Annotated in this window: 21 protein-coding genes and 1 pseudogene; 9 read left to right on the top strand and 13 right to left on the bottom strand. The window is 54.8% G+C overall.

The genetic code is table 11. The annotated features are described in order from the left end of the window. Positions 1-32: 32 nt before the first annotated feature. From CPH17_RS17345 to CPH17_RS17330, 4 genes are all read right to left on the bottom strand, one after another. The gene (locus tag CPH17_RS17345; protein ID WP_096300981.1) at positions 33-989 is read right to left on the bottom strand and encodes an arsenic resistance protein; all 957 of its coding nucleotides are present in this window, start codon (positions 987-989) and stop codon (positions 33-35) included. A gap of 79 nt (positions 990-1,068) precedes the next feature. After that, positions 1,069-2,229 (bottom strand): cyclopropane fatty acyl phospholipid synthase, encoded by a 1,161-nt coding sequence (gene cfa, locus CPH17_RS17340; RefSeq protein WP_096300515.1) that lies wholly within the window; start codon positions 2,227-2,229, stop codon positions 1,069-1,071. Between the two features lie 151 nt (positions 2,230-2,380). After that, positions 2,381-3,241, bottom strand: coding sequence for a universal stress protein (locus CPH17_RS17335; RefSeq protein ID WP_096300980.1), 861 nt, complete (start codon positions 3,239-3,241; stop codon positions 2,381-2,383). A gap of 35 nt (positions 3,242-3,276) precedes the next feature. Continuing rightward, positions 3,277-4,767 (bottom strand): SulP family inorganic anion transporter, encoded by a 1,491-nt coding sequence (locus CPH17_RS17330; RefSeq protein ID WP_074395462.1) that lies wholly within the window; start codon positions 4,765-4,767, stop codon positions 3,277-3,279. Positions 4,768-5,307: 540 nt separating this feature from the next. Here CPH17_RS17330 and CPH17_RS17325 point away from each other — a divergent pair. Further along, a complete protein-coding gene (locus tag CPH17_RS17325) occupies positions 5,308-6,321 on the top strand; it encodes an isocitrate dehydrogenase (protein ID WP_096300513.1) in 1,014 nt (337 codons plus the stop codon). Positions 6,322-6,333: 12 nt separating this feature from the next. Here the strand turns inward: CPH17_RS17325 and CPH17_RS17320 are convergent, their stop codons facing one another. After that, positions 6,334-8,472 (bottom strand): heavy metal translocating P-type ATPase, encoded by a 2,139-nt coding sequence (locus CPH17_RS17320; protein ID WP_096300511.1) that lies wholly within the window; start codon positions 8,470-8,472, stop codon positions 6,334-6,336. A gap of 68 nt (positions 8,473-8,540) precedes the next feature. Between CPH17_RS17320 and CPH17_RS17315 the strand changes: the two genes are divergently transcribed. Next, positions 8,541-9,005 carry a MerR family transcriptional regulator gene (locus tag CPH17_RS17315; protein WP_096300509.1) on the top strand — a complete coding sequence of 155 codons (465 nt, stop codon included), beginning with the start codon at positions 8,541-8,543 and terminating at the stop codon, positions 9,003-9,005. A gap of 12 nt (positions 9,006-9,017) precedes the next feature. Here CPH17_RS17315 and CPH17_RS17310 read toward each other — a convergent pair whose 3' ends face one another. Beyond that, complete coding sequence (locus CPH17_RS17310; RefSeq protein ID WP_096300507.1) at positions 9,018-9,797, bottom strand: ZIP family metal transporter; 780 nt, start codon at positions 9,795-9,797, stop codon at positions 9,018-9,020. A 53-nt stretch (positions 9,798-9,850) separates the two neighbouring features. Then, positions 9,851-10,435, bottom strand: coding sequence for a TetR/AcrR family transcriptional regulator (locus CPH17_RS17305; RefSeq protein ID WP_096300505.1), 585 nt, complete (start codon positions 10,433-10,435; stop codon positions 9,851-9,853). A gap of 244 nt (positions 10,436-10,679) precedes the next feature. On the opposite strand from CPH17_RS17305, the gene CPH17_RS17300 reads away from it, so the two are divergent. The 6 genes and pseudogenes from CPH17_RS17300 to CPH17_RS20440 form a co-directional block, all read left to right on the top strand. Further along, on the top strand, positions 10,680-10,880 hold the full coding sequence (locus CPH17_RS17300) for a hypothetical protein (RefSeq protein ID WP_197668827.1): 201 nt from the start codon (positions 10,680-10,682) through the stop codon (positions 10,878-10,880). Between the two features lie 55 nt (positions 10,881-10,935). Then, entirely contained in the window at positions 10,936-11,508 is a 573-nt protein-coding gene (locus CPH17_RS17295; protein WP_074395456.1) for a sigma-70 family RNA polymerase sigma factor, read from the top strand. Positions 11,509-11,518: 10 nt separating this feature from the next. Beyond that, positions 11,519-11,719 carry a zf-HC2 domain-containing protein gene (locus CPH17_RS17290; protein WP_074395455.1) on the top strand — a complete coding sequence of 67 codons (201 nt, stop codon included), beginning with the start codon at positions 11,519-11,521 and terminating at the stop codon, positions 11,717-11,719. A 10-nt stretch (positions 11,720-11,729) separates the two neighbouring features. Beyond that, positions 11,730-12,386 (top strand): DUF3047 domain-containing protein, encoded by a 657-nt coding sequence (locus tag CPH17_RS17285; protein WP_231896509.1) that lies wholly within the window; start codon positions 11,730-11,732, stop codon positions 12,384-12,386. Between the two features lie 196 nt (positions 12,387-12,582). Beyond that, a complete protein-coding gene (locus CPH17_RS20315; protein ID WP_157742967.1) occupies positions 12,583-13,611 on the top strand; it encodes a PAS domain-containing protein in 1,029 nt (342 codons plus the stop codon). Then, positions 13,518-13,856, top strand: a pseudogene (locus tag CPH17_RS20440) (methyl-accepting chemotaxis protein); the annotation flags it as partial. The gene CPH17_RS20315 and the pseudogene CPH17_RS20440, both read left to right, overlap by 94 nt. A 62-nt stretch (positions 13,857-13,918) precedes the next feature. On the opposite strand, the gene CPH17_RS17275 reads toward CPH17_RS20440, so the two are convergent. Both CPH17_RS17275 and CPH17_RS17270 read right to left on the bottom strand, forming a co-directional pair. Beyond that, positions 13,919-14,569, bottom strand: a complete 651-nt coding sequence (locus CPH17_RS17275) for a peroxiredoxin (protein ID WP_074395453.1) — start codon at positions 14,567-14,569, stop codon at positions 13,919-13,921. A gap of 170 nt (positions 14,570-14,739) precedes the next feature. Then, positions 14,740-15,792 (bottom strand): CNNM domain-containing protein, encoded by a 1,053-nt coding sequence (locus CPH17_RS17270; RefSeq protein ID WP_074395452.1) that lies wholly within the window; start codon positions 15,790-15,792, stop codon positions 14,740-14,742. A gap of 214 nt (positions 15,793-16,006) precedes the next feature. Between CPH17_RS17270 and CPH17_RS17265 the strand changes: the two genes are divergently transcribed. Then, positions 16,007-17,971, top strand: a complete 1,965-nt coding sequence (locus CPH17_RS17265; RefSeq protein WP_096300503.1) for a diguanylate cyclase — start codon at positions 16,007-16,009, stop codon at positions 17,969-17,971. Between the two features lie 60 nt (positions 17,972-18,031). On the opposite strand, the gene phnE is transcribed toward CPH17_RS17265, so the two are convergent. The 4 genes from phnE to CPH17_RS17245 form a co-directional block, all read right to left on the bottom strand. Next, positions 18,032-18,832, bottom strand: a complete 801-nt coding sequence (phnE, locus tag CPH17_RS17260) for a phosphonate ABC transporter, permease protein PhnE (protein ID WP_074395450.1) — start codon at positions 18,830-18,832, stop codon at positions 18,032-18,034. A gap of 13 nt (positions 18,833-18,845) precedes the next feature. Further along, positions 18,846-19,649 (bottom strand): phosphonate ABC transporter ATP-binding protein, encoded by an 804-nt coding sequence (gene phnC / locus CPH17_RS17255; RefSeq protein ID WP_096300501.1) that lies wholly within the window; start codon positions 19,647-19,649, stop codon positions 18,846-18,848. Positions 19,650-19,784: 135 nt separating this feature from the next. Continuing rightward, a complete protein-coding gene (gene phnD, locus CPH17_RS17250; RefSeq protein ID WP_074395448.1) occupies positions 19,785-20,666 on the bottom strand; it encodes a phosphate/phosphite/phosphonate ABC transporter substrate-binding protein in 882 nt (293 codons plus the stop codon). Positions 20,667-20,692: 26 nt separating this feature from the next. Beyond that, positions 20,693-21,700: a porin gene (locus CPH17_RS17245; RefSeq protein WP_096300499.1), complete on the bottom strand. Its 1,008-nt coding sequence runs from the start codon at positions 21,698-21,700 to the stop codon at positions 20,693-20,695. Positions 21,701-21,712: the final 12 nt, after the last annotated feature.

Here is a 21,712-nt window from a genome sequence, read left to right as displayed (position 1 = left end):
CCTATCCTGATCCTTACTTAACGGTCACCCGTTTAGGGCCGTGTCTGCTTTATTAGCCGCGGCACCCACGTTAGGTACGCCACCATACCCAACAGCTCAATAAGCGACTGCATAACGATGACTACAACTGCTGCTGCCCAGATATCAGGCAGCGCAATCGCCAGCGGCAGCACCACAAAGGAATTACGCGTGCCGAAACTAAACACCAGCGTTCGGCCGGAGGCAATGGGAAGTCGAAACAGCGTGTGGAGTATCTTGCCGACAAGGGCCGCTGCGAGTAGATACAGCACAAAAATCGCTGCCACCTGCCACAGCGTTTCGCGTGTCTCGACAATCAGATGAACCTGCGAAGCAGCAATTAAAAATACCACCGCTGCCAGCAAGGGCACGGGTAGCCAGCCCATCACATTGACGCTTCGTTGGAGCAAGACGGAGCGCTCGGCCCCCTTTTCGGTCAGCCAGGCTAGCAAAAGCGGGGTGAGAATGAGGCCGGCAAAGGCTGGCAGTAATTCGCGCAGCAGATGAGCACCGACGACCTGTTCGCCCATTACGGCGGTAACATAAAGCGGTAACAATACGATCTGAAGCAACAGCAATACGGGGGTGGCAGCGATCGCCCTGGCACTGTCTCCTCGCCCAAGATGCGTAAAACTGATAAACCAATCGGTGCAGGGCACCAACAACACCAGCAGTACGCCGAGCAGCACCGCACCCTCTAACTCAAACAGGGTAGCCAGCCCCCAGACGACCAGCGGCATGATAATAAAGTTGCCCAGCGCCAGCGCACTCATAAAGCGCCGGTCTCGAAACGCCATGGAGATATGCAAAAGTGGGATTTGAGTAAAAGTGGCATAAAGCAGCAAACCAAGAAGCGGCCAAAGTGCCACCTCCCACGCCTGAAGCGCCTGCCAACGCCCCCCTATGCCAATACCGGCAGAAATCGCTATGAGATATAGCCAAACTTGATACTTTTCCAGTGTTTCACGCATCAACACGTCGTATATCTCACTGTCAGCATAAATGCGGGTGACGGTAACACGGAAACCTTTATGCTTTTTACATTTACCGCTAGCTAATGCGCTCGTAACCCCCTACCACCCCTTGTTTGCTGAGCACGAATTGCCAAAGCTGAAGCTCGCGGGCACGGAAGGCCCCGGCGCAGCTAAGCAGGTAGTAACGCCACATGCGGAAGAAGGTCTCGTCGAAACGGTCTAGAAACGCCGGCCAGTTGGCTTCGAAGTTAGCATGCCAGGCCATTAGCGTTTTATCGTAGTCACTACCGAAGTTATGCATATCTTCAACGACGAACAGCGATTCTGAGGCGTTAATAATTTGTCCCAGCGTCGGCAATTCCCCATTAGGGAAGATGTACTTATCAATCCAGGGGTCAGAAGGCGTAATGGATAGGTTTTTACCGATGGTGTGGAGTAGAAAAAGGCCACCATCTTTCAAACAACGGCTCGCTACTTCCATGTACTCGCGATAGTTTTTATGCCCCACGTGTTCGAACATGCCAATACTGACGATGCGGTCAAACTGCTCGATTTCGTCGCGGTAATCTTGCAGGCGAAACTCGACCGGTAAGCCACTTTTCATTAGCCGTTTGCCAAAGTCCGCCTGCTCTTTGGAGATGGTTAACCCCACGCATTCCACCCCGTAATGCTCAGCGGCATAGGCCATAAAGCTGCCCCAGCCACAGCCGATATCGAGCACCTGCATGCCGGGCTGCAAGCCCAATTTACGACAGATGAGGTCGAGCTTGGCTTCCTGGGCATCATCAAGACTGGCAGCGTCTTTCCAGTAGCCGCAAGTATAGGTCATACGCTTGTCGAGCATGGCCGCGTAGAATTCATTGCCCAGATCGTAGTGTTTTTCGCCCACTTCCCAGGCGCGTTTTGCGTTTTGCCGGTTGAGCAGCCGGGAGCGCAATGAATGATAGACAAGCTGCGTCGGCCGGATCCGCTGGTGGAGCTGGGCGCGCATCAGACGATAAAAGAACTGGTCCAGCGCCTTGGCGTCCCAGTCGCCATTCATATAACTTTCGCCAAGCCCCAGGTTGCCTCGCGAAAGGGCGCTATCGATAACGCCTGGCGCCTTCAGTTGAATATCCCACGGCCGGTGGCCGTTGATCGCAATATCCGCCTGTTTCAGTAAATCCGCGACGAAGCGATGGGACGATAAGCGTTCGTCAAAGACGGTACGTTGCGTGTCGAGCGTTGATAAATTCAAGGTAACACCCCGCCTATGCCCGTGAGTGAATTGGTAACACCCGTCCACTAAGCATAGAACCAACTTCGCCGTTTGGTGAAATCGATGACCTTCTTTATAGCCGGACAAAAAAAAGCCGGCCCGTCGAGAAACGGGCCGGCCTGAGCGGCGCTTAGCGCAATATGAGCACCGGAATAGTGCTCTTGCGCAGCATGTCAGTGGTTGTACTGCCAACCAGCAAGTGGCGTATGCGCGAATGGCCGTAGGCCCCCATGATCATCATGTCGATGTCATTGTCTTTGGCGTAGGCATGCAGCGTGGCTTCCACTTCGCCGGCGCGAATCGCCCCTTCGGCCTCGTGGCCGGCCTCGCGCAGCGTGGATAACGCCCACTCGAGTTGCGAGCTGTTCTCGGCGGTATCGGCACCGACGATGACCACATGACAGGCAATGCCGCTGAACAGCGGGCTCTTGGCGAGCATTTCAATACCCTTCCGCGCTGTCTTGCTGCCGTCGAACGCCATCATGACCTTTTCCGGGGTTTTAAAGCCGCCGCGCGGCACCATTAGAATCGGCCGGTGCATTTCGCGCACCACGCGCTCAAGGTTTGAACCCAGATGGCCGCTGGCCTGGTCGGCAGTTTCGCCGCGCTTGCCCATCACCAGCAACCGCACGTCGCTTTCAAGCTCTACCAAGGTTTCAACCAAGGTGCCATTACGTTGACGCGTCGTGGGTTCGTCGGTGCCGTCTTCAATGGCGCGCGCCTTGGCCGCTTCGAGCATCAACTTACCTTGCTCGCGATTTATCTTTGCGCGCTGCTCGTCAAGGTCAGAAAGCTCTTCCATGAGCTTTTCCCGCGCGCCAAGGCGCAAGCTACCGGATAAATTGGCGTCTTCGGGGGGTTGCGAATGGTTGTCCACCACGTGAACAAACACCAGCGGTGCACCCAGTGCTTGGCTGGCCCAGGCCGCGTAATCGCAGACACTTTCTGAAAACTGAGAGCCGTCGATAGCGGCTAGCACTTGACCGGACATTGAAAATTGATCAGACATTGTGCACTCCTTGCTGGTTAGTGGCCGCCCATGAGTTTTTCCACCGCGACGGGGTCGTCATGCACGGCGTAGCGGTCGACCACAGTGGCACTGGCTTCGTTGAGGCCAATCAATTCAACCTCGGCACCCTCACGCCGGAACTTGATCACCACGCGGTCCAGCGCCTGAACAGCGGTAATATCCCAGAAGTGTGCCCGGGAGAGATTGATGGTGACCTTGTCGATGCTTTCCTTGAAATCAAACGCTTCGATAAAGCGCTCGGAGGACGCAAAGAACACCTGACCCACGACCTGGTATTCGCGCTCACTACCCGGGGTGACTTCCGTCGAGCCGATGTACATGATGTTGCCGACCTTGTTGGCGAAGAACATCGCCGCCAGCAGCACGCCTACGAAGACGCCAATGGCCAGGTTGTGGGTGCCCACGGTGACCGCCACGGTCGCCACCATCACAATATTGGTGCTCATCGGATGTTTCTTGAGGTCGCGAATCGACTCCCAGCTAAAGGTACCCACCGACACCATGATCATCACCGCGACCAGCGCTGCCATAGGGATCTGCGAGACCCAGTCGGCAAGGAACACGACCATCAGCAATAGCGCCACACCGGCAATCAGGGTCGAGGTACGCCGACGGCCGCCGGATTTAACGTTGATCACCGACTGGCCGATCATCGCACAGCCCGCCATGCCACCGATCAAACCAGAGCCGATATTGGCAATGCCCTGGCCTTTGCACTCACGGTTTTTATCGCTCTTGGTATCGGTCAAATCATCAATGATCGTCGCGGTCATCATTGACTCTAATAGCCCAACGATCGTCAGCATTAATGAATAAGGTAGAATAATCATGAGCGTTTCGACGTTCAGCGGCACCTGCGGCCATAGGAACACAGGCAGGCTATCGGGCAGTTCACCCATATCGCCGACGCTGCGGATTTCCATACCAGTGATGAGATACACAACGGTAAGTACCACGATACATACCAACGGCGAAGGAATCGTTTTACCGATTACCGGCACATAGGGGAAGCCGTAGATAATCGCCAGACCCGCCGCCGTCATGGCGTAAACGTGCCAGGTCACATCGGTCAGTTCCGGCAGCTGGGCCATGAAGATGAGAATCGCCAGGGCGTTCACGAACCCCGTGACCACCGAGCGCGAAACAAAGCGCATCAGGTCGGCAAGTTTTAGATATCCCGCAATAATCTGTAGTACGCCGGTCAACAGCGTGGCGGCCAGCAAGTATTCAAGGCCATGCTCTTTGACCAGCGTAATCATCAAAAGCGCCATGGCCCCCGTGGCGGCCGAGATCATGCCCGAGCGCCCGCCGGTGAAGGCGATAATCACACAGATCGCAAAGGAGGCGTAAAGGCCGACCTTGGGGTCGACCCCCGCAATGATGGAGAAGGCGATCGCCTCGGGAATCAGGGCGAGCGCCACCACGATACCCGCCAGGGTGTCGCCCTTCAGGTTCGAGAGCCAAGACTGTTTAAATTTTTCGTACATGCGGGGGTCCATAGTTGAAGGTTAACGACAGGCCGCACGCGTTGGGCGTAAAACGCCCGACAGCGGCACGTGAAGCGCTTGGGTCATACAAGATACTGCTTGAGAGATCGACGTACGCTGACGCCAGGACATAGCAAAGGCGGTATGCAAGGATACCGTCGGGCGATGACAGCCGAGTGAAGGTGCCATACGTAAGAGATAGGAAGGGAAACCTAGGGTGGAGTCATCAGCCCTGAGGTGGCAAATGCCGGTAACATCATAATAAGAGTCACTGTGTTGACACGCATATTAATCAATAGGCTCGCCATCGGCACGTCAAAGGCCATGGCAGAAGGCGCAGGATTCTAACAGTAATTTTACGACGCTGCACCCGTCGTTCACTCACAGCGAGCTTTGACAACCATCAGTAAAGCAGCATGTTCGACCACCGCAGGGTGCCCAACCTGACCGCTTTGGCGTACCATTACAGCGAGAATATCGACTGATCGAGTCCCAACTTTCCACGTTGAAGCGGCAATCCGCCGAGCAGAGGAGCAGTAAATGAGCCATTCCATAGCAGTGATCAAAGGCGACGGTATCGGCCCCGAAATCATGGACGCCACGCTACGCGTGCTAGACGCCCTGGATTGTGGCTTGGAGTACGAATTTATCGACGCTGGGCTGGGCGCATTGGAAAAACACGGCACGCTGATTCCCCAGGAATCACTGGATACCATTGAGAAACATGGCATTGCGCTCAAAGGTCCGCTGACCACGCCGATTGGCAAAGGCTTCTCTTCCATCAACGTTCAGCTTCGCCGTCATTTTGACCTTTACGCCAATGTGCGCCCCGCCATCAGTTTTCCCGGCACGCGTTCGCGCTACGACGATATCGACATGATCACCGTTCGGGAAAACACCGAAGGTGCTTACCTCGCCGATGGTCAGGAATATACCGATGATGGCGACACCGCGCTGTCGGTCATCAAGGTGACCCGCAAAGGCTCCGAGCGCATTGTGCGTTACGCCTTCGAATTGGCCAAAAACAATGGCCGCAAGAAAGTCACGGCGGTGCACAAAGCCAACATTATTAAGACCAGTTCAGGGCTCTTCCTGGATGTTGCCCGGGAAATCGCCGAGGAATATCCCGATATCGAATTCCAGGAAATGATCGTCGATAACGCTTGCATGCAACTGGTCATGAACCCACACCAGTTCGATGTGGTAGTGACCACCAACCTGTTTGGCGACATCATGTCTGACCTGTGTGCGGGTCTGGTCGGCGGGTTAGGTCTGGCACCGGGCGCCAACATTGGCGAAAAAGCGGCCATTTTCGAAGCCGTGCACGGCTCAGCACCGGATATCGAAGGCAAAAAGATTGCCAACCCCTGCGCGCTGCTGTTAGCCGCTGCGCAAATGCTCGACCACCTGAACATGGACGAGAAAGCCACCGCCATCCGCAAGGGGATTCGTGACGTGCTGGAAAATCGTCGCGATATGGTCACCCCCGATATGGGCGGCACCGGCACCACCGATACATTTGCTGAAGCACTGGTAGATTACGTCGGCCGGTAAGTCAGCTTCCGCTCACCGGTCCTCGGTAACGGCCGGTGAGCGGAATCGATAGCCCAACAGACGCATCGCGTTAAGCGTCACCAGCACGGTAGCACCAGTATCGGCCATTACCGCGACCCACATGCCGGTGATGCCCAGCACGGTAGACACCAAAAACAACGCCTTGAAACCCAGCGCCAACGCTACGTTGGTCTTGACGTTACGCAACGTCGCCCGCGACAGCGCTATTAGTTCGGCAACCCCCATCACGCGATTTTTCAGCAATGCTGCATCCGCGGTTTCCAGGGCCACGTCAGTACCGCCGCCCATGGCAATCCCCACATCCGCTGCGGCCAAGGCGGGAGCATCATTGATGCCGTCACCGACTTTACCCACTGGGCCAAGCCCTTGCGCCTGCCAGTCGCGTACGCGCTGGGCTTTGCCCTCGGGCATCAGTTCGCCCTCGGCGTCAATACCAAGCTGCTCACCCATCGCTGCCACCGTACGCGCGTTATCACCACTGAGCATCACCACGCTAACCCCCAAGCGGTTAAGTGCTGCAATTGCCGCGGGCGTATCCTCACGAGGCTCGTCGCGCAACGCCACAACGCCCAAAGCACACTCGCCATCCAGCAGCAGGACCACCGTTTTGCCCTGCGCCTCAAGCGCAGCAATGCATGCCTGCTGGGATTGAGTGCCTCGCCAGTGGCGCGGACTCACCAGGGTTAACGCGCGACCTTCAAACCGACCGCTGACGCCCTGCCCGGCCTGGGCTTGGCTTTCAGACGCCCTACCCAGCGACAAGCCCAGCTTTTGGGCATGCTGCACAATGGCCTTCGCCACCGGGTGATTGGAGTCCTGCTCCAGCGCGGCGGCCAATCGTACAATTTCTTGCTCACTCGGCTCGTCCCAGCCTTCCACGTCGGTCACGCTGGGGGCACCTGCGGTCAGGGTGCCGGTTTTATCCACCGCCACGCGCTGGAGCTTACCCAGCTGTTCAAGTACGGCGCCGCCTTTGATCAACAACCCACGTCGTGCTGCGGTTGAAAGCCCCGCAGCAATGGCCGCCGGCGTCGAGATCACTAGCGCGCACGGGCAGGCGATTAACAACAGCGCCAATGCCCGATAGACCGACTCTGACCAGGCAAGCCCGGTCAGCCAGGGCGGCACCACTGCCACAAGTAGTGCCACCCCCACCACCAACGGCATGTACCAACGGGCAAACCGGTCGATAAAGCGGGCCACGGGCGCTTTAGCGGCCTGCGCCTCTTCTACCAGATGAATAATCCGGGCAATGGTATTGTCGGCGGCGCCACGGGTTACCTCTACCTCTAACGCCGCGTCGAGGTTGACCGTGCCCGCCCAGATATCCTCGCCGACTGCCCGTTGCCGGGGAACAGACTCGCCGTTGATGGGCGATTCGTCGAGGTGCGACGCCCCCGTTACAATTCGCCCGTCGCAGGGCACGCGGTCCCCCGGCCGCACCAGGACCCGCTGACCAGGCGTTAACGCGTCCGCCGGTACATCGCGGATGGCGTCGCCCTCAAGTAAGCGAGCCGTTGAGGGGGCGAGGTTGGCAAGGGCCGCAATGCGACGACGCGCCTGCCCGGCGGCTACGCCTTCAAGCAGCTCACCAACGGCAAACAAAAACACCACCACCGCGGCCTCTGCTGCGGCCCCAATGGCTAATGCTCCCAGTGCCGCGATGGTCATCAGCATTTCAATGGTCAGCGGATTGCCCATTCGCAGCGAGCGCCAGGCGGCTTGCCCGATCGGCACCCAACCGACCAGCGTGGCCAATATGAATGGCCAGGCACCTACTTCTGGCAAGCGCCAGGCCAACAGCCACGCAATCACCAGCAAAGCGCCGCTGACCAATACCAGCCGCCCTTTTGCCGAGCCCCACCAGGGCGGCGTCGATGACGCTGTGGGCGAGGTGTCCACCACGGGGTAGCCGATTTTTGCAAGCGTTCGCGACAGGGCGTCGTGGTCCAGCGCTTGACCGACATAACCGGTCACACTTACCGTGCCGCTCATGCTCGAGGCGCTGACCTGCTCGACCTGGGACAGCCCTTCAAGTGCAGATTCCACCTTGCGCTCGCAGCCGCCACAGTCCATTCCCTGAACGTTGAGACGGGCGGTATCGCGGGTGTTTTGCTGGCGAGTGGTCATGGCATCGTCCTTCCCGGTCGGCTATCGTGTGTTTAGCGTAATACCTGTAGTCACTAGAGGTTCAAGCCATGACCCACACGCCCAAGACCGACACGATTGGCATCGGTGAACTCGCCAGCCGAACCCACTGCAAGCCTGAAACCGTGCGCTATTACGAGCAAATTGGATTGCTGCCCGACGCCTTGCGCAATGAAGGCAACCAGCGGCGTTACAGCGAGGCAACGGTGCAGCGGCTGATGTTTATTCGCCACGCGCGGGATTTCGGCTTCTCGGTGGAGGCCGTGCGGGAGTTACTCGACATGGCCGACCACCCCAGCCAGCCGTGCGACCAGGTCGATCAACTGGCACGCCGACACCTGGCGGAGGTGGAGTCGCGCATTCAGCGGTTGATGGTTCTGCGCGACGAACTGAAGCGCACGGTTGCCCAGTGCGACGGCGACAGTGTCGCCCAGTGCCGGATTATCGAGGTGTTGAGCGACCACCGGCTGTGCAGCCACGATGCCGCCCATGGCGGCGCGGAGGCGCTACGTTAAGGCGGCGGCGCGTTACGCCCCCAGCCACACGTCGAGGAACAGCATGATCACAAGGCCAATGGCCAGACCAAACGTAGCCTTCTTCTGGTGCCCGCAGCGGTGCGTCTCGGGAATGATTTCATGGCTGATCACATAGAGCATCGCCCCGGCGGCAAAGGCCATGCCCCAGGGCAGCAATATCTGCGATACGCTGATGATGCTGGCACCGAACAGGCCACCGATGGGCTCGATCAACCCGGTGAGCGCGGCGATCGTCCACGAGCGAACCCGCGAATACCCCTCGCCCATTAACGCAATCGCCACGGCCAGCCCTTCCGGCATGTTTTGCAGCCCAATCCCCATGGCCAGCGGCATGCCGCCCTCCAGGCCGTTGGCGCCGAACCCCACGCCCACCGCCATGCCTTCGGGCAGGTTGTGAATGGCAATGGCAAACACGAACAGCCATACCCGACGCAGCGAAGCGGCTTCGGGGCCTTCGCGGCCCTGCTGGAAATGCTCGTGGGGCAGGCGTTCATTAAGCAGCGCAATCGCGCCCATGCCCAACAGAATCGCCGCGCATACGATGGCGGCAGGCACCGGCCCACCCGCGTAATAGATTTCGGCGGCGTCCAGCGCTGGAATGATCAGCGAGAAGAACGACGCCGCCAGCATTACACCGGCGGCAAAACCCAGCGCGAGGTCACGAAACCCGCGGTCAGGGGTTTTGCCCAGCAATACCGGCAGCGCGCCAACAGCGGTCAATGACCCCGCAATCAGGCTACCCAAGAAGCCTAATAAAAATGTATTTTCCATGCGTCAAGATGGCCTTGTATCAGAAAAGACGTCATACGCTTGCAGGGTCAACGCTAGCGTAACCCCCGCAGGATATAGTCGACGGTGTCTTGCGCTTGCTGTGTTGAGGCCCCGCTCTTCATTAAGAGTCGCAACCCCGACATGGACAATGTCAAAAACTGTGCAGCGCTTTGTGTATCACGTGCCTCAGCAATACTACCCTCACGCTGAGCACGCTTGATCACGTCATGAAAGAAAGCCGTAATGCTCGCCACGCTATCGCGAGCGGTTTGCGCGGGCAGTGAATCCTCACCGCCAAGCTCGGTGGCGGAATTGAATAACAAACAGCCAAGCGATGCCTGTTCGCTCTGAGTATCGGCGGCTGACGTCAACAGCTGTTCAACAAATGACCACGCATCTGGCGAGGCATTCAACTGTTCGGTCAGGTTCGCCAGCAGTTCTTCACGATAATTTTTAAGCGCCAGCAAAAATAGCGCCTCTTTATTACCGAACGCTTGATACAAACTGCTGCGGGACAACGCCATGGCGTCAAGCAAATCCCGCATTGAGGTGTGATAGTAGCCAGAGCGCCAAAACGTTTGAATGGCGGCCTTTAGCGCTACCTCTGGCTGATGCTGTAAGGGTCTGCCGATGGTCATTTACACCACTCTTGGGCCATATATCCCACCCGCGGATGGGGGGAATCACTATATGTGGATAATTTAACATGCTGCGAGGGGCATTGTGGAGCAGATGCCATCAGTCGACTAAAAGCCACTCCAGCTTGTTGGTACCGGCGTTGGAAAATCGATAGTGTTATTTTTGAACTATTTGTTCCATAATTATTGAGTCGCAATGCAGCCAAAGGCGTATCACACTTTGCTCAACCCGAAGGAAGTTGGAATGACCGATTTTCAGTTACATACCGTCAATAGCGCGCCGAAAGCCGCACAGGAAAAACTTCAAGCAGCAGAAAAGAAGATGGGTTTTCTACCCAATATATTTGCCATAATGGCGGAGCCACCCATCCTACTCGAAGCCTATCTGACACTGGATAGCATTTATGCCAAAACCCGCCTAAGCCCGTGGGAAGCGTCCGTTTAACCAACCAGTCTCCCCAGGCCCCACTTGGGGAGATCGCAAAACGTAAGGGAAGAATGTGTCTTTCACTGCTGATCAAGCGGCCACGCACTTCACGGCACTACGCCCCCGACTCGTTGCCTTTGCGCGTTTGCAACTGCGCGACGCTTCTCTTGCGGAAGACATCGTTCAAGACGCCATGCTGACAGCGTTTGAAAAGCGCGCCTCTTTTGAGGGTCGCTCTGAATTCGAAACCTGGGTGTTTGGCATTTTAAAATTCAAGCTTCTTGATCAACTTCGTCAGCAGCGTCGCCAGGGAACTTGGCATCCTATCGATCAGGATATGGACGACGACACGCTTGATCGATTATTTCAGCACAATGGCCATTGGCAGCCCGCCGCTCGGCCTAGCGCCTGGGGTGAGCCAGAACATGTATTAGAAAATGAACGCTTCTGGCAGGTATTTGATGCCTGTTTACTCGCCTTACCGGATACCATCGCGCGGGTATTTGCATTGCGTGAATTAATGGGGCTTTCGACTGATGACATCTGTAAGGAAATCGGCATTACGGAAACAAATTGTTGGGTTATCTTACACCGTGCACGGTTACGCTTGCGGGAGTGTCTGGGACGCGACTGGTTAAGCCGTTGAGGAGTCTGCCATGATGATGTGCCGTGAAGCCACACGCTTGATGTCACTAAAGCAAGACAGAGCGCTCACCTTTCGGGAAAGAACAGCGCTACGTTTTCATCTTTCCATGTGTGGTCCCTGCCGGGCTTGCGCGCGTCAGTTCGATCTGCTGCACACCATTGGTGAACACCATCCTGCTGCGTTGAAAACGCCACCGACAACCGATGACTAGGAGTCACGCTATGCGTCCACTTAAAGGCGCTGTGGTTATCGTTGGCTCACTGATCTTCAGCAGTTTGGCAATGGCGGATATCTCGTTAACACCCAATCAAATCATGTCCTGGCCCACCCGCAGCTTTGACGGTGAGACGCGCTACAGGATTGTCGAGAAAGACGGCACCGAGGTGCTTGAAGCCCAGTCGCAGGGCCAGGCATCTGCCCGCTATCTGGAGCGCGAAATCAACCTCGATGAAACACCCTACCTGCATTGGTGCTGGCAGGTTGACACCACCTATCAAGGGCTCAACGAGACCACCAAGGCGGGCGACGACTACCCTGCTCGCGTCTATGTGGCGCGCAAGACAGGCCTGTTGCCCTGGCAAGTTCAATCCGTCAACTATGTCTGGTCATCGACGCAGGACGCAGGCAGCACCTGGACCAATGCATTTACCGACCGCGCCGAACTGATGGCCCTGCAAGGCGGGACCTCGAAGGTGGGCGAATGGGTCGCCGAGGTACGCGATGTCCGTGCCGATTTTGCCGCCCTGTTTGATGCGTCGGTGACAACCATCGACGGCGTCGCCTTGATGAGCGACGGCGACAACTCAGGCAGCAACGCCACAGCCTGGTTCAGCCAGATGGGGTTCTCAGCAGATAACAAAACACCCCACTGCCCCTAGAAACTGTCTATTGAGTCTCCCCCCAATCTCGCTTTCGTAACGTCTGCCTATTGGCAGGTATGCGCTATTGGTCGCATCAACAGAAAATAAGCATACAAAAAATACCTGTTGATTATTTCTTGTATAGGATCTATACAAGAAATAAACTTATAACGCCCACTTCCTCCAGGCGAATCAGCACATACCGGGATTGACAATGATGATATTCAATAACAGTAATAACGCTCATCGACGTGCCTTGATGCACCACACTGCCTGCATTGCTTTTACCCCTAACGGCACGATTACCGACGCTAGCGAGCGTTTCTTGGCGGCGGTGGGCTACACATTTGATGACATCAAAGGCCAGCACCATCGCATTTTTTGCGCTGAAGAAGACGCCAATACCAGGGCGTACAGCGCTTTTTGGCAGGCGCTGGGCGAGGGAGAAAGCCGTCAAGGGACGTTCAAGCGAATCAATTCCCAGGGCGAGGAAATCTGGCTGGAAGCCACTTACTTTCCCATTCATAACCGCCGAGGTCGTGTGATCGGCGTGTTCAAAGTAGCCAATGACATCACCGCCAAACACCAACAAGCCGCGCATAAAGACGCTGTACTTCAGGCACTTAACAGCTCTATGGCGGTTATCGAATTTTCCCCTGAAGGCGTTATACGCCGGGCGAACGCTAACTTTGAGGCGGCCATGGGGTACCGTGAAGCGGAGATTGTGGGCGCGCATCATGAAATGTTTTGTCCGCCCACGTTTTATCAGGCTCACCCACATTTCTGGGACGAGCTGGCAGCAGGCGATTATAAGCAAGGCAAATTTGAACGTCGCAACGCCCAGGGCCAACGCGTTTGGCTAGAGGCCACCTATAATCCGATTCAAGACGCCAATGGCCGCGTAGTAACAGTGGTGAAGTTTGCCACCGACATTACCCGCTCAGTGGCAGAGGCAGAAGGTGCCAAACGCGCCGTGGTCTCGGCGCAAAGCACGTCCACTCAAACCGAACAGATTGCCCAAAGCGGACTCAATCATTTGCAAAAAGTGATAGACGACGCCCAACAGTCCGCTCAGGCGCTTGCTGAGGCTCAGCAGTTGGTATCTGCGCTTACCGAACAGGCAAGAGTATCAACACCATTACCGAGGCCATTGCCAATATCGCCAACCAAACCAACTTGCTTTCACTCAACGCCGCCGTGGAAGCCGCCAGAGCGGGTGAACAGGGCAAGGGGTTTGCGGTAGTGGCCAATGAAGTCCGCCTTTTGGCCAAGGGTTCCAGCAATGCGGTGGAGGAAATTACCCGCGTGCTGAAAGACAATACCGATCTGGTAGCCCGTACCACGCAAACCATGCAGCGGGTGATCGAACAGGGCAAGTCCAGCCAAACCAGCGTTACCGAAATAGAAAAGATTGTTAACGAGATACTCAGCGGCTCGCGCAATGTCTCCCAGTCCATTGAGCAGCTTGCCCTTGAGACCTCAAGTTAGCCGCTCAGCCTAAGCGCAAAAAGCCCGCGTAAAAGCGGGCTTGATTTACCTCTTGGCAGCATTTAGCGCAAAGTGGTTTTGCGCAAATACGGCAGAATCGTCTCGTATTCGCCAAATTTTTGCTTGGCGTCTTCATCGGACACGCTGGGCGGAATAATCACGTCCTGACCGACGGTCCAGTCAGCCGGTGTTGCGACGCCGTGCTTGGCCGTGGCTTGTAATGCGTCCAAGGCACGCAGAATTTCAGCAAAGTTACGCCCGACGGTCATCGGATAGGTCATCGACAGTTTGAGTTGCTTATCCGGCCCGATGATAAATACTGAACGCACTGTGGCGCTGTCGGCGGGGGTTCGGCCATCCGGCAGGTAGGCGTCTTCCGGCAACATGTCGTAAAGCTTAGAGACGGCCAGCCCGTCGTCGGCAATGATCGGGAAATCCACATCGCTGCCGCTGACGGTTTTAATGTCGTCGCCCCAGCGTTTGTGGTCTTCCACGCCATCCACTGACACCCCGAGCACCTTGGTATCGCGCTTCTTCCACTCATCGCTTAGCGTGGCAACGGCACCAAACTCGGTGGTGCAAACGGGAGTAAAGTCTTTGGGATGAGAAAACAGGATCGCCCAGCTATCGCCAATCCACTCATGGAAGCGAATCGGTCCCTGGCTGGTCTCGGCTTCGAAATCGGGAACCACTGCATTGATACGTAGTGACATGCTTTCCTCCTGTTGGGCCAAAGCCCTAATGCTTTATGTGTCTTTCAGACCCTTCACTATAGAACATAAAGTACTAAGCAAGCCAACAGGGAAATCGCTCTCACTAACATCATACCAAAACGCCCGGCTATCAAACCAAGGGCCGTCGATGGTGGTAAGTACCGTTATGCTTAAGCGTTATCGGGCGTATTCGGCTTGGCCTCTTCCTTTCTTTCTCGTTTGACCCGTTTCAACCACACCTGCTTGGCGTAGCTTCGCAGGTTATCGACATTATCGGTTTCATCAACAATATCCTGACCGAGTATCGTTTCGATAATATCTTCCAGGGTGATCAACCCAACAAAGGTGCCATGTTCATCGTAAATTACACGCATGTGCAGCCGGTCGTGCAGCATTGAGGCAAACACTTGCTCAACATTGTGTGAAACATCCACGCTGGCGATGGGATGCATCAGCTCCTTCATCGTTTTGGTTTCGTCTGCATGGTACATATCCGCCTTATGCACATAGCCAAAGGCTTGTTCGCCGTTATCCATCACCGGGAAGCGGGTAAAGGGCGCATCGCCGTAGGTTTCATCAAATTCTGCCACGGTGAGGTGCGGCAATACCGTTTGGCAGACGGTACGTGGTGTCATTGCATCATTAACGGGAATATCGTGCAGGTTAAGCATATTGGTGATGGTGCGCGCCTCATCGGCGTCCAGCACCTTTTCTTCCAGCCCCACCCGCGCAAGCACCTTAATTTCGTCGCGCAGATCCACGTCGTGTTCCGACTTACCCAACCGGCGCGTGATCATTTCTGACATCCAGATAAACGGCAGCAATATAATGATCATAATATTCAACAAGCGCGGCAACATCGGAGAGATGCCTCGCCAGTAGGTGGCGCCCAGCGTTTTGGGAATAATCTCGGAGAGTACCAAAATCAGCATGGTCATAACCGCTGACACAACGCCGATGGAAGACTCGCCAAATACAACGGCTGCCTGGGCACCCACAGCGGTCGCGCCCACGGTATGCGCAATGGTATTAAGCGTCAGAATGGCCGCCAACGGACGGTCGATGTTGTCTTTCAGTTTGGTTAACGATGCGTGCAGCTTGGGCTGTTCTTCTTTCTGCTTGGCAATGAAGCTAGGCGTAACAGACAGTAACGCCGCCTCCAAAATAGAACACAGAAAAGAAATCCCGATAGAAAGTACGGCAATTGTAATGAGAAGAGCCATGAGAGCCTAAGATAATGGGTGGTCAGGAGTTTATAGGGGCACGGTATATCAATGTCAATGGCGATCTAGCGCATCGGCGTAAGGACAGTTGACGCTGCGTTGGTTCAACCCCTCAAAGACGATGCCACATCTATATTTCCCCTGACCTTTGACGCCTATACTAGCAGCCTTGCCATCGTACGTAGGGCCTCCCCAGACACAGGACAACTTGCGATTGACTTTGCCTCGCCTCTACCTTCGCTTGTTATTGGCCGTGACCCTTCCACTTATCCTGGTAACGTCCACTTTATTACCTGTGCTGCATATGCACATGGAGACGCGCCTGAACGGTATTCAGGCGGAGGCAAAGGCTGTTTTAAGGGTTGGAGAAGATGCCTTAGTCCGCGACATCAATGAAACACTTAACTACGCGCTGGCCATCTCAGAAATGCCGACCCTCCAGCAACAGTTATCCTCTCAACCACCAAGTATTGATCACTTGTTGTCGCATAGAGACCCATCTCAGTTGGCCACGTTTTTAAGCACATTAATCAGCCATTCCCCCCGCTACAGCAAGCTTGTACTGATCGATAACCAGGGCAACGAAGTATTGCGCGCCCCCCAAGGAGCTAAAACCGACCCGCGCTTTGGCTACCACAACCACGCCCACACCGATTACTTCAAAGGAGCCAATGAACTATTTCAACGAGACATATATATATCGCCACCAGGGCGCAACCTGCAGTATGAGCTGTTAAGCGGGGAAATGATCCCCGTGGTTAATGTCGCCACCCCCATTTTCGATGCAGCGGGTGAACGTCAAGGGGTCGTGCTGCTCAGCCTTAATTGGCAGCACCTTACCCGCTCGCTCTATCAGTCCATGCAGATTGATCCCAAGGCTAGCGTGCTACTGGCAGACGCCCAGGGACGATGGTTACTGACCCAGGACACCCAGCAATTCCCACATATTTCGTTTGGTGATAATTTCGCAAGCGCTGCCGGCGAGTCATGGCCGTTAATCAGACGCCAAGATGAAGGCTATGTGACCTTCGATAACCACTTGCTGGGCTTTCAAACAGAAGATATACGCACACAACGCTACTCGGGCTTGGCCGGGCGTATATTTAGCGACAGCGATAACTTGCCTTGGGTGCTTGGCGTGAGCCTTCCGACGCCCAGTTGGAAATCATTATTCAAGCAAGAAACCACCGTGCTGTGGTTTTTGGGGCTTATTTACGCCACGGCTGTGGCCTTCGGCGTTTATTGGGCGTTTAGCAGCCATCAACAACGCAAGCTTCGTAATAATACCCAACGACAGGCCGCTGAAGTGCGCGATTTATACGAAAACGCACCCTGTGGCTACCATTCGCTTAATGAAGACTGCATCGTCATCAAAATGAACCAGACCGAGCTGAACTGGCTCGGTTACTCAGCTAATGACGTCATCGACCGGCTTCACTATCGGGAGGTAATCTCCCCTGATACGCGTGACGCTTTTGATACGGCCTTTGCTAACGTCAAAAACGGCAAACAAGACGAAGCAGAATGCACCCTCACCACCCGCGACGGAGGCTGCCGCCACGTGGTGATCCATGCGTCGGGTTATCGGCACAAGGGGCGCTTTATCCACTCAAGGGCTACCGTGTTCGATCTTACCGAGCGCAAGCAACTGGAAGAAAAGTTGCGTGCCCAAGCGATGACTGACCCGTTGACCGGGGTTTTCAACCGCCGCTACTTGCAGGCCCAAGCTGCGATTGAAATGTCTCGCGGGCTTAGACACAACACACCACTCTCCCTTATCGCCATTGATATCGACCACTTCAAACTTATCAATGACGAATACGGACACGATGCCGGCGATGAAGTACTAAAGCACTTTACCCACGTGATGATGGGGCTATTACGCCAGGAAGATTTGCTATGCCGAGTAGGCGGCGAAGAATTCGCCATTCTGTTGCCCAACACCGCGATTGCCCAAGCATCGCAAATCGCGGAACGCATACGAGCCACTATTGAGAACACGCACGTGCCGATCGAGCATGAAGGCGGTAAGCAGACGCTGCACATTACTGCTTCTTTCGGGGTGACCCATATCTCGCCTCAGGAAACCACGCTTAAGGCGGCACTTAAACGTGCCGATACCGGCCTTTACGAAGCCAAAGAGACCGGGCGCAATCGCATTGTGATCAAGGAAAATTAACCGTTCCAACGCTCTGCTTTGGGCTTTACCGGTGCTGGAAGCGTTTAGCGTCGCTGCTCATTAGATCACCCGCTTACGTATCATCGCTGAAAGCTGTTCAAAGGCTATTACCATCACCAAAATCACCAGGATAATGGTGAGCGCCTCATCATAATTGAACAACCGCATGGCAGCAGCAAGTTCCACGCCGATGCCACCCGCCCCTACCAACCCCAGCGTCACGGCAGAACGCAGCGCTTTTTCAACGCTATAAAGACTTGTCGCCGTCATCGAAGCAAAGGTTTCGGGCAAAATCGCGCCACCAATAACAGAAAGACGCCCTGCCCCCGTGGCGGTTAGCGCATCTGAGGGGCCTGGGTGAACTTCCTCGATCCGCTCAGAGAAAAAACGAGCGGCAAAACCAATGGTATCGATCATAATCGCCAATACCCCAGCCATTGGCCCCAGACCTACGGCAACAACAAAAATCAGCGCCCAGATAAGGTCTGGAATAGTCCTCATGGTGGCAATCATTAGCTTGACCACATTACGTACCCATGGCGATGGCGTGGTATTGCGCGCCGCCAACAGGGCAAACGGTAAGCTCAGAATGACGCCTACAACCACTCCCACGATCGCAATATTGAGCGTTTCAAACATCGCCCAAGCAATGGTATCCAAGTCTTTAGGGTTAGGCGGGAACGCACGGCCAATAAAGTGAGCGAGGTTCACTGCCCCCTTCAATAGCCTTTCCAGGGTGATCTCTGTCGCCATTACTCCCTGAACGAATAACGCGATGAAAATAATCGCCAATCCCCACGCAAAGGGGGAAGGCGCTCGAAAACGTGGCGGCATATTTGCCATAAAACGCTTAGATTGCATGGAAAAATTCCTCTCAGGCCGCTGTGACAGCTTGCTCAACGGACGATTGTTGTGTCTGGCTGTCGACTCTTACGTCGCCTTGGTAAAGTTGCCGCATGGTTTCGATATTGATGGAGGTGCGCGGCTCGTCAAGCTCAATGCGGCCAGCCTTCATCCCTAAGATTCTGTCACCATAAGCACTGGCAAGCTCTAGCTGGTGAAGAGAGCACAGAACGGTGAGCTTGTGCTCTTGAACGACTTCTATTAAAAGATCCATGATTTCGCCGCCGGCTTTTGGATCCAAGCTGGCAACCGGTTCGTCGGCAATAACAATGTCGGCGTTTTGCATGAGGGTACGGGCAATGGCGACTCGCTGTTGCTGCCCACCGGAAAGCTGCCGACAGTTTGAGCCCGCTTTATCTTCAAGCCCAACACGGGCTAAACAGCTCATTGCTCGAGTGCGCATATCATCACTGGCCAGGGGTGATAACGTTTGCAGTAATCCAAACCGCTTTTCGCCCATCGCGCCGTTTAATACATTTTGAAAAACACTCACGTTTTGAACCAAATTAAACTGTTGAAACACAACACCCACACGACGGCGCACATTTCGCAACTCTTTTTTAGACAAACCCTCAAGTGACGTTTCATTAACTTTAATCTCACCTTCATCGGGTTTAGTCAAGCCATTCAAACAGCGTATCAATGTTGACTTACCGCAGCCGTTAGCACCTAATAAAATAACGCATTCGCCTTCCTCTATTGAAAAATCAACACCCCTTAATACATGGGTAGTGCCATAGTGCTTTTGCAATCCACTCACATTGATGACGCTCATTGCGGTACCTCTTTGCATACTACAATACTATTAAGCGATCGCTTCTCTACCACCTAAAATTAAAAATGGCACTTCCATGTGCCATAAAGAAACAGTAAGCGAGAAACTACTTTTACAGATACGGATCAATACCGATTAGAGGTCAATACCCGCCGCTTCATAAGCTTCGCGAATCACTTCGTAGTCTTCAGAAGTGCGTCCAAAACCCATTGAAGAATCACGATTAAGGAACTTATCTTCATTACGCTCGGTAGAAATCAGTGCGTCCCAGAGCTCGTCGGCGTTAGCTTCGAGCGTGTCGCGAAGCGCCGTTTTGCATTCCTCTGCAAGGGAGCCGCGCATGATGACCGGGTCACCGGGCAACACATCACTTTCGGCAATAACGCGGTATTCACCTTCCGGGTCCATGGCCTCGATTTCTTCAATATCACGGTTGCCGCCACCCATGGCATCAACATCACCATTTACCAACGCGGCAATGCGGGCATCGCCTGCCATGATGATTTCCATATCACGCTCAAGGTCTAGTCCAGCATCCACCAACATTTTGCTGGGGAAGATGTGGCCGCTGGTTGAGCCGGTATCTTTAAGCGCAACCCGCTTGCCTTCCAGATCTTCAAGCGACTTGATGTCGCTATCAGCGGGTACAAAAAAGCTGCTGCCGTAGTGAGGGCGCTCAATGGCAAAAAGAATTTCGATGTCGCCTTCACGCTCGAACAGCACGAACTCGGACGGGCCGCCAAAAACGAGATCTACGTCGTCATACTGCAGCGCGTTGCCTGCTGCCGTGCGGTTACTGAGACTAAACATTTCCAACTCAAGCCCAGTGGTTTCTTCAAATGTTTCTGCAAAGGGGCCGAATGCCTCTTCCAAAGGTCCCATGCCTTCAATCCCGGTATCCGCCATGCGAATAGGATTGGGGCATACGTTGCTGAGATCGTCATTGGCTTGAACCGACGTCGTTGCCAGCATCGAGGCCGCAGCAGTGGTTGCCAGGGCAATTAACGTTTGTCGCATGGAACTATCTCCTGGTTGATAGGCAATTAAAATTCGTAGATCGCGCCGACTTCAAACTGCGTGTCGATATCGCCAACGGCATCGTCAGCCGGATCGTAGCTACCGTATTCGCTGTAGACGACCAGGTTCTCAACCACGTCGTAATTAACACCGGCGGCAAACTCGGTACGATCATCACCTTCGTCCGGATCGACCTGCTGCATGGCACCGTAGACACTACCCTGACCGTAGTTATAGTTAAGCGAAGCGCCGTAGAAGGTGGTGTCGTCACCCTCAGAAGAGCCTTCCAGGTTCTCTTGAACGCTCATGCGCGCGGCGGCATCCAGGGTTTCGGTTAGCGCAACGGAAGCCCCAAGGCCATATACCGGCTCTTCAGTGACCCACTCACCGTTAACTTCCTGCTCCTCGGCACCACGATCATCAACACCGGCATGTACCGCCCAGTTATCAGCACTGTATTTGACGACGCCTGCCAACCCCGTTTCATCTTCGCCTGAGTCACTTTCACGGTCGCCGCGTACACGTGCCTGTAACTCGAACGTGAAGCCGTTAAAATCGGGACTGAAGTAGGCAATCAGGTTGTCCTCCTCCATCACCGACTCTTCACTCAAGCTGGCCGTTTCAAAGGGGTCGACCAAATCGTAGAAGGCGTTAGTGTAAATACTGTCGAAGCGCCCGGCGCGTACTTCACCGAAGTCGCCAATTAGCCCAGCAAAGGCTTTATCGGTTAATACTTCGCCACCGGATTCATTGGCATCATGTTCGAATTCAATTTCTGCGTAACCCGACATTCCATTGTCAAAACGATGCACGGCACCAAAACCGATACTGGAGCCATTATCTTCATAGCCCGATGAGCTTTCAGTAGAACCATCGGTATCGGATATTTCATCGGCGGTGTTGTACTTTAATTCGATGGCACCAAAGAGTGAGAGTGTTGTCTTATCACTCACTTCAAAGGTTTCCGCTTGGGCAGTGGTGGTGGCAGCCGCAACAGCCGCTACAAGTGCGAGCTTGGAAAAAAGATATTTCATAAGTTCCCCAGA

The organism is Halomonas sp. hl-4 (assembly GCF_900215475.1).
GTDB lineage: Bacteria > Pseudomonadota > Gammaproteobacteria > Pseudomonadales > Halomonadaceae > Vreelandella.
This window is presented reverse-complemented; position numbering and strand designations above follow the sequence as displayed.

What these genes read in the sequence shown, in the direction of transcription:
- CPH17_RS17345 (WP_096300981.1), bottom strand. Translation starts at nt 989, where the DNA reads ATGCGTGAAACACTGGAAAAGTATCAAGTTTGGCTATATCTCATAGCG.
- CPH17_RS17335 (WP_096300980.1), bottom strand. Translation starts at nt 3,241, where the DNA reads ATGTCCGGTCAAGTGCTAGCCGCTATCGACGGCTCTCAGTTTTCAGAA.
- CPH17_RS17330 (WP_074395462.1), bottom strand. Translation starts at nt 4,767, where the DNA reads ATGTACGAAAAATTTAAACAGTCTTGGCTCTCGAACCTGAAGGGCGAC.
- CPH17_RS17325 (WP_096300513.1), top strand. Translation starts at nt 5,308, where the DNA reads ATGAGCCATTCCATAGCAGTGATCAAAGGCGACGGTATCGGCCCCGAA.
- CPH17_RS17320 (WP_096300511.1), bottom strand. Translation starts at nt 8,472, where the DNA reads ATGACCACTCGCCAGCAAAACACCCGCGATACCGCCCGTCTCAACGTT.
- CPH17_RS17315 (WP_096300509.1), top strand. Translation starts at nt 8,541, where the DNA reads ATGACCCACACGCCCAAGACCGACACGATTGGCATCGGTGAACTCGCC.
- CPH17_RS17310 (WP_096300507.1), bottom strand. Translation starts at nt 9,797, where the DNA reads ATGGAAAATACATTTTTATTAGGCTTCTTGGGTAGCCTGATTGCGGGG.
- CPH17_RS17305 (WP_096300505.1), bottom strand. Translation starts at nt 10,435, where the DNA reads ATGACCATCGGCAGACCCTTACAGCATCAGCCAGAGGTAGCGCTAAAG.
- CPH17_RS17300 (WP_197668827.1), top strand. Translation starts at nt 10,680, where the DNA reads ATGACCGATTTTCAGTTACATACCGTCAATAGCGCGCCGAAAGCCGCA.
- CPH17_RS17290 (WP_074395455.1), top strand. Translation starts at nt 11,519, where the DNA reads ATGATGATGTGCCGTGAAGCCACACGCTTGATGTCACTAAAGCAAGAC.
- CPH17_RS17285 (WP_231896509.1), top strand. Translation starts at nt 11,730, where the DNA reads ATGCGTCCACTTAAAGGCGCTGTGGTTATCGTTGGCTCACTGATCTTC.
- CPH17_RS20315 (WP_157742967.1), top strand. Translation starts at nt 12,583, where the DNA reads ATGATGATATTCAATAACAGTAATAACGCTCATCGACGTGCCTTGATG.
- CPH17_RS17275 (WP_074395453.1), bottom strand. Translation starts at nt 14,569, where the DNA reads ATGTCACTACGTATCAATGCAGTGGTTCCCGATTTCGAAGCCGAGACC.
- CPH17_RS17270 (WP_074395452.1), bottom strand. Translation starts at nt 15,792, where the DNA reads ATGGCTCTTCTCATTACAATTGCCGTACTTTCTATCGGGATTTCTTTT.
- phnE (WP_074395450.1), bottom strand. Translation starts at nt 18,832, where the DNA reads ATGCAATCTAAGCGTTTTATGGCAAATATGCCGCCACGTTTTCGAGCG.
- phnC (WP_096300501.1), bottom strand. Translation starts at nt 19,649, where the DNA reads ATGAGCGTCATCAATGTGAGTGGATTGCAAAAGCACTATGGCACTACC.
- phnD (WP_074395448.1), bottom strand. Translation starts at nt 20,666, where the DNA reads ATGCGACAAACGTTAATTGCCCTGGCAACCACTGCTGCGGCCTCGATG.
- CPH17_RS17245 (WP_096300499.1), bottom strand. Translation starts at nt 21,700, where the DNA reads ATGAAATATCTTTTTTCCAAGCTCGCACTTGTAGCGGCTGTTGCGGCT.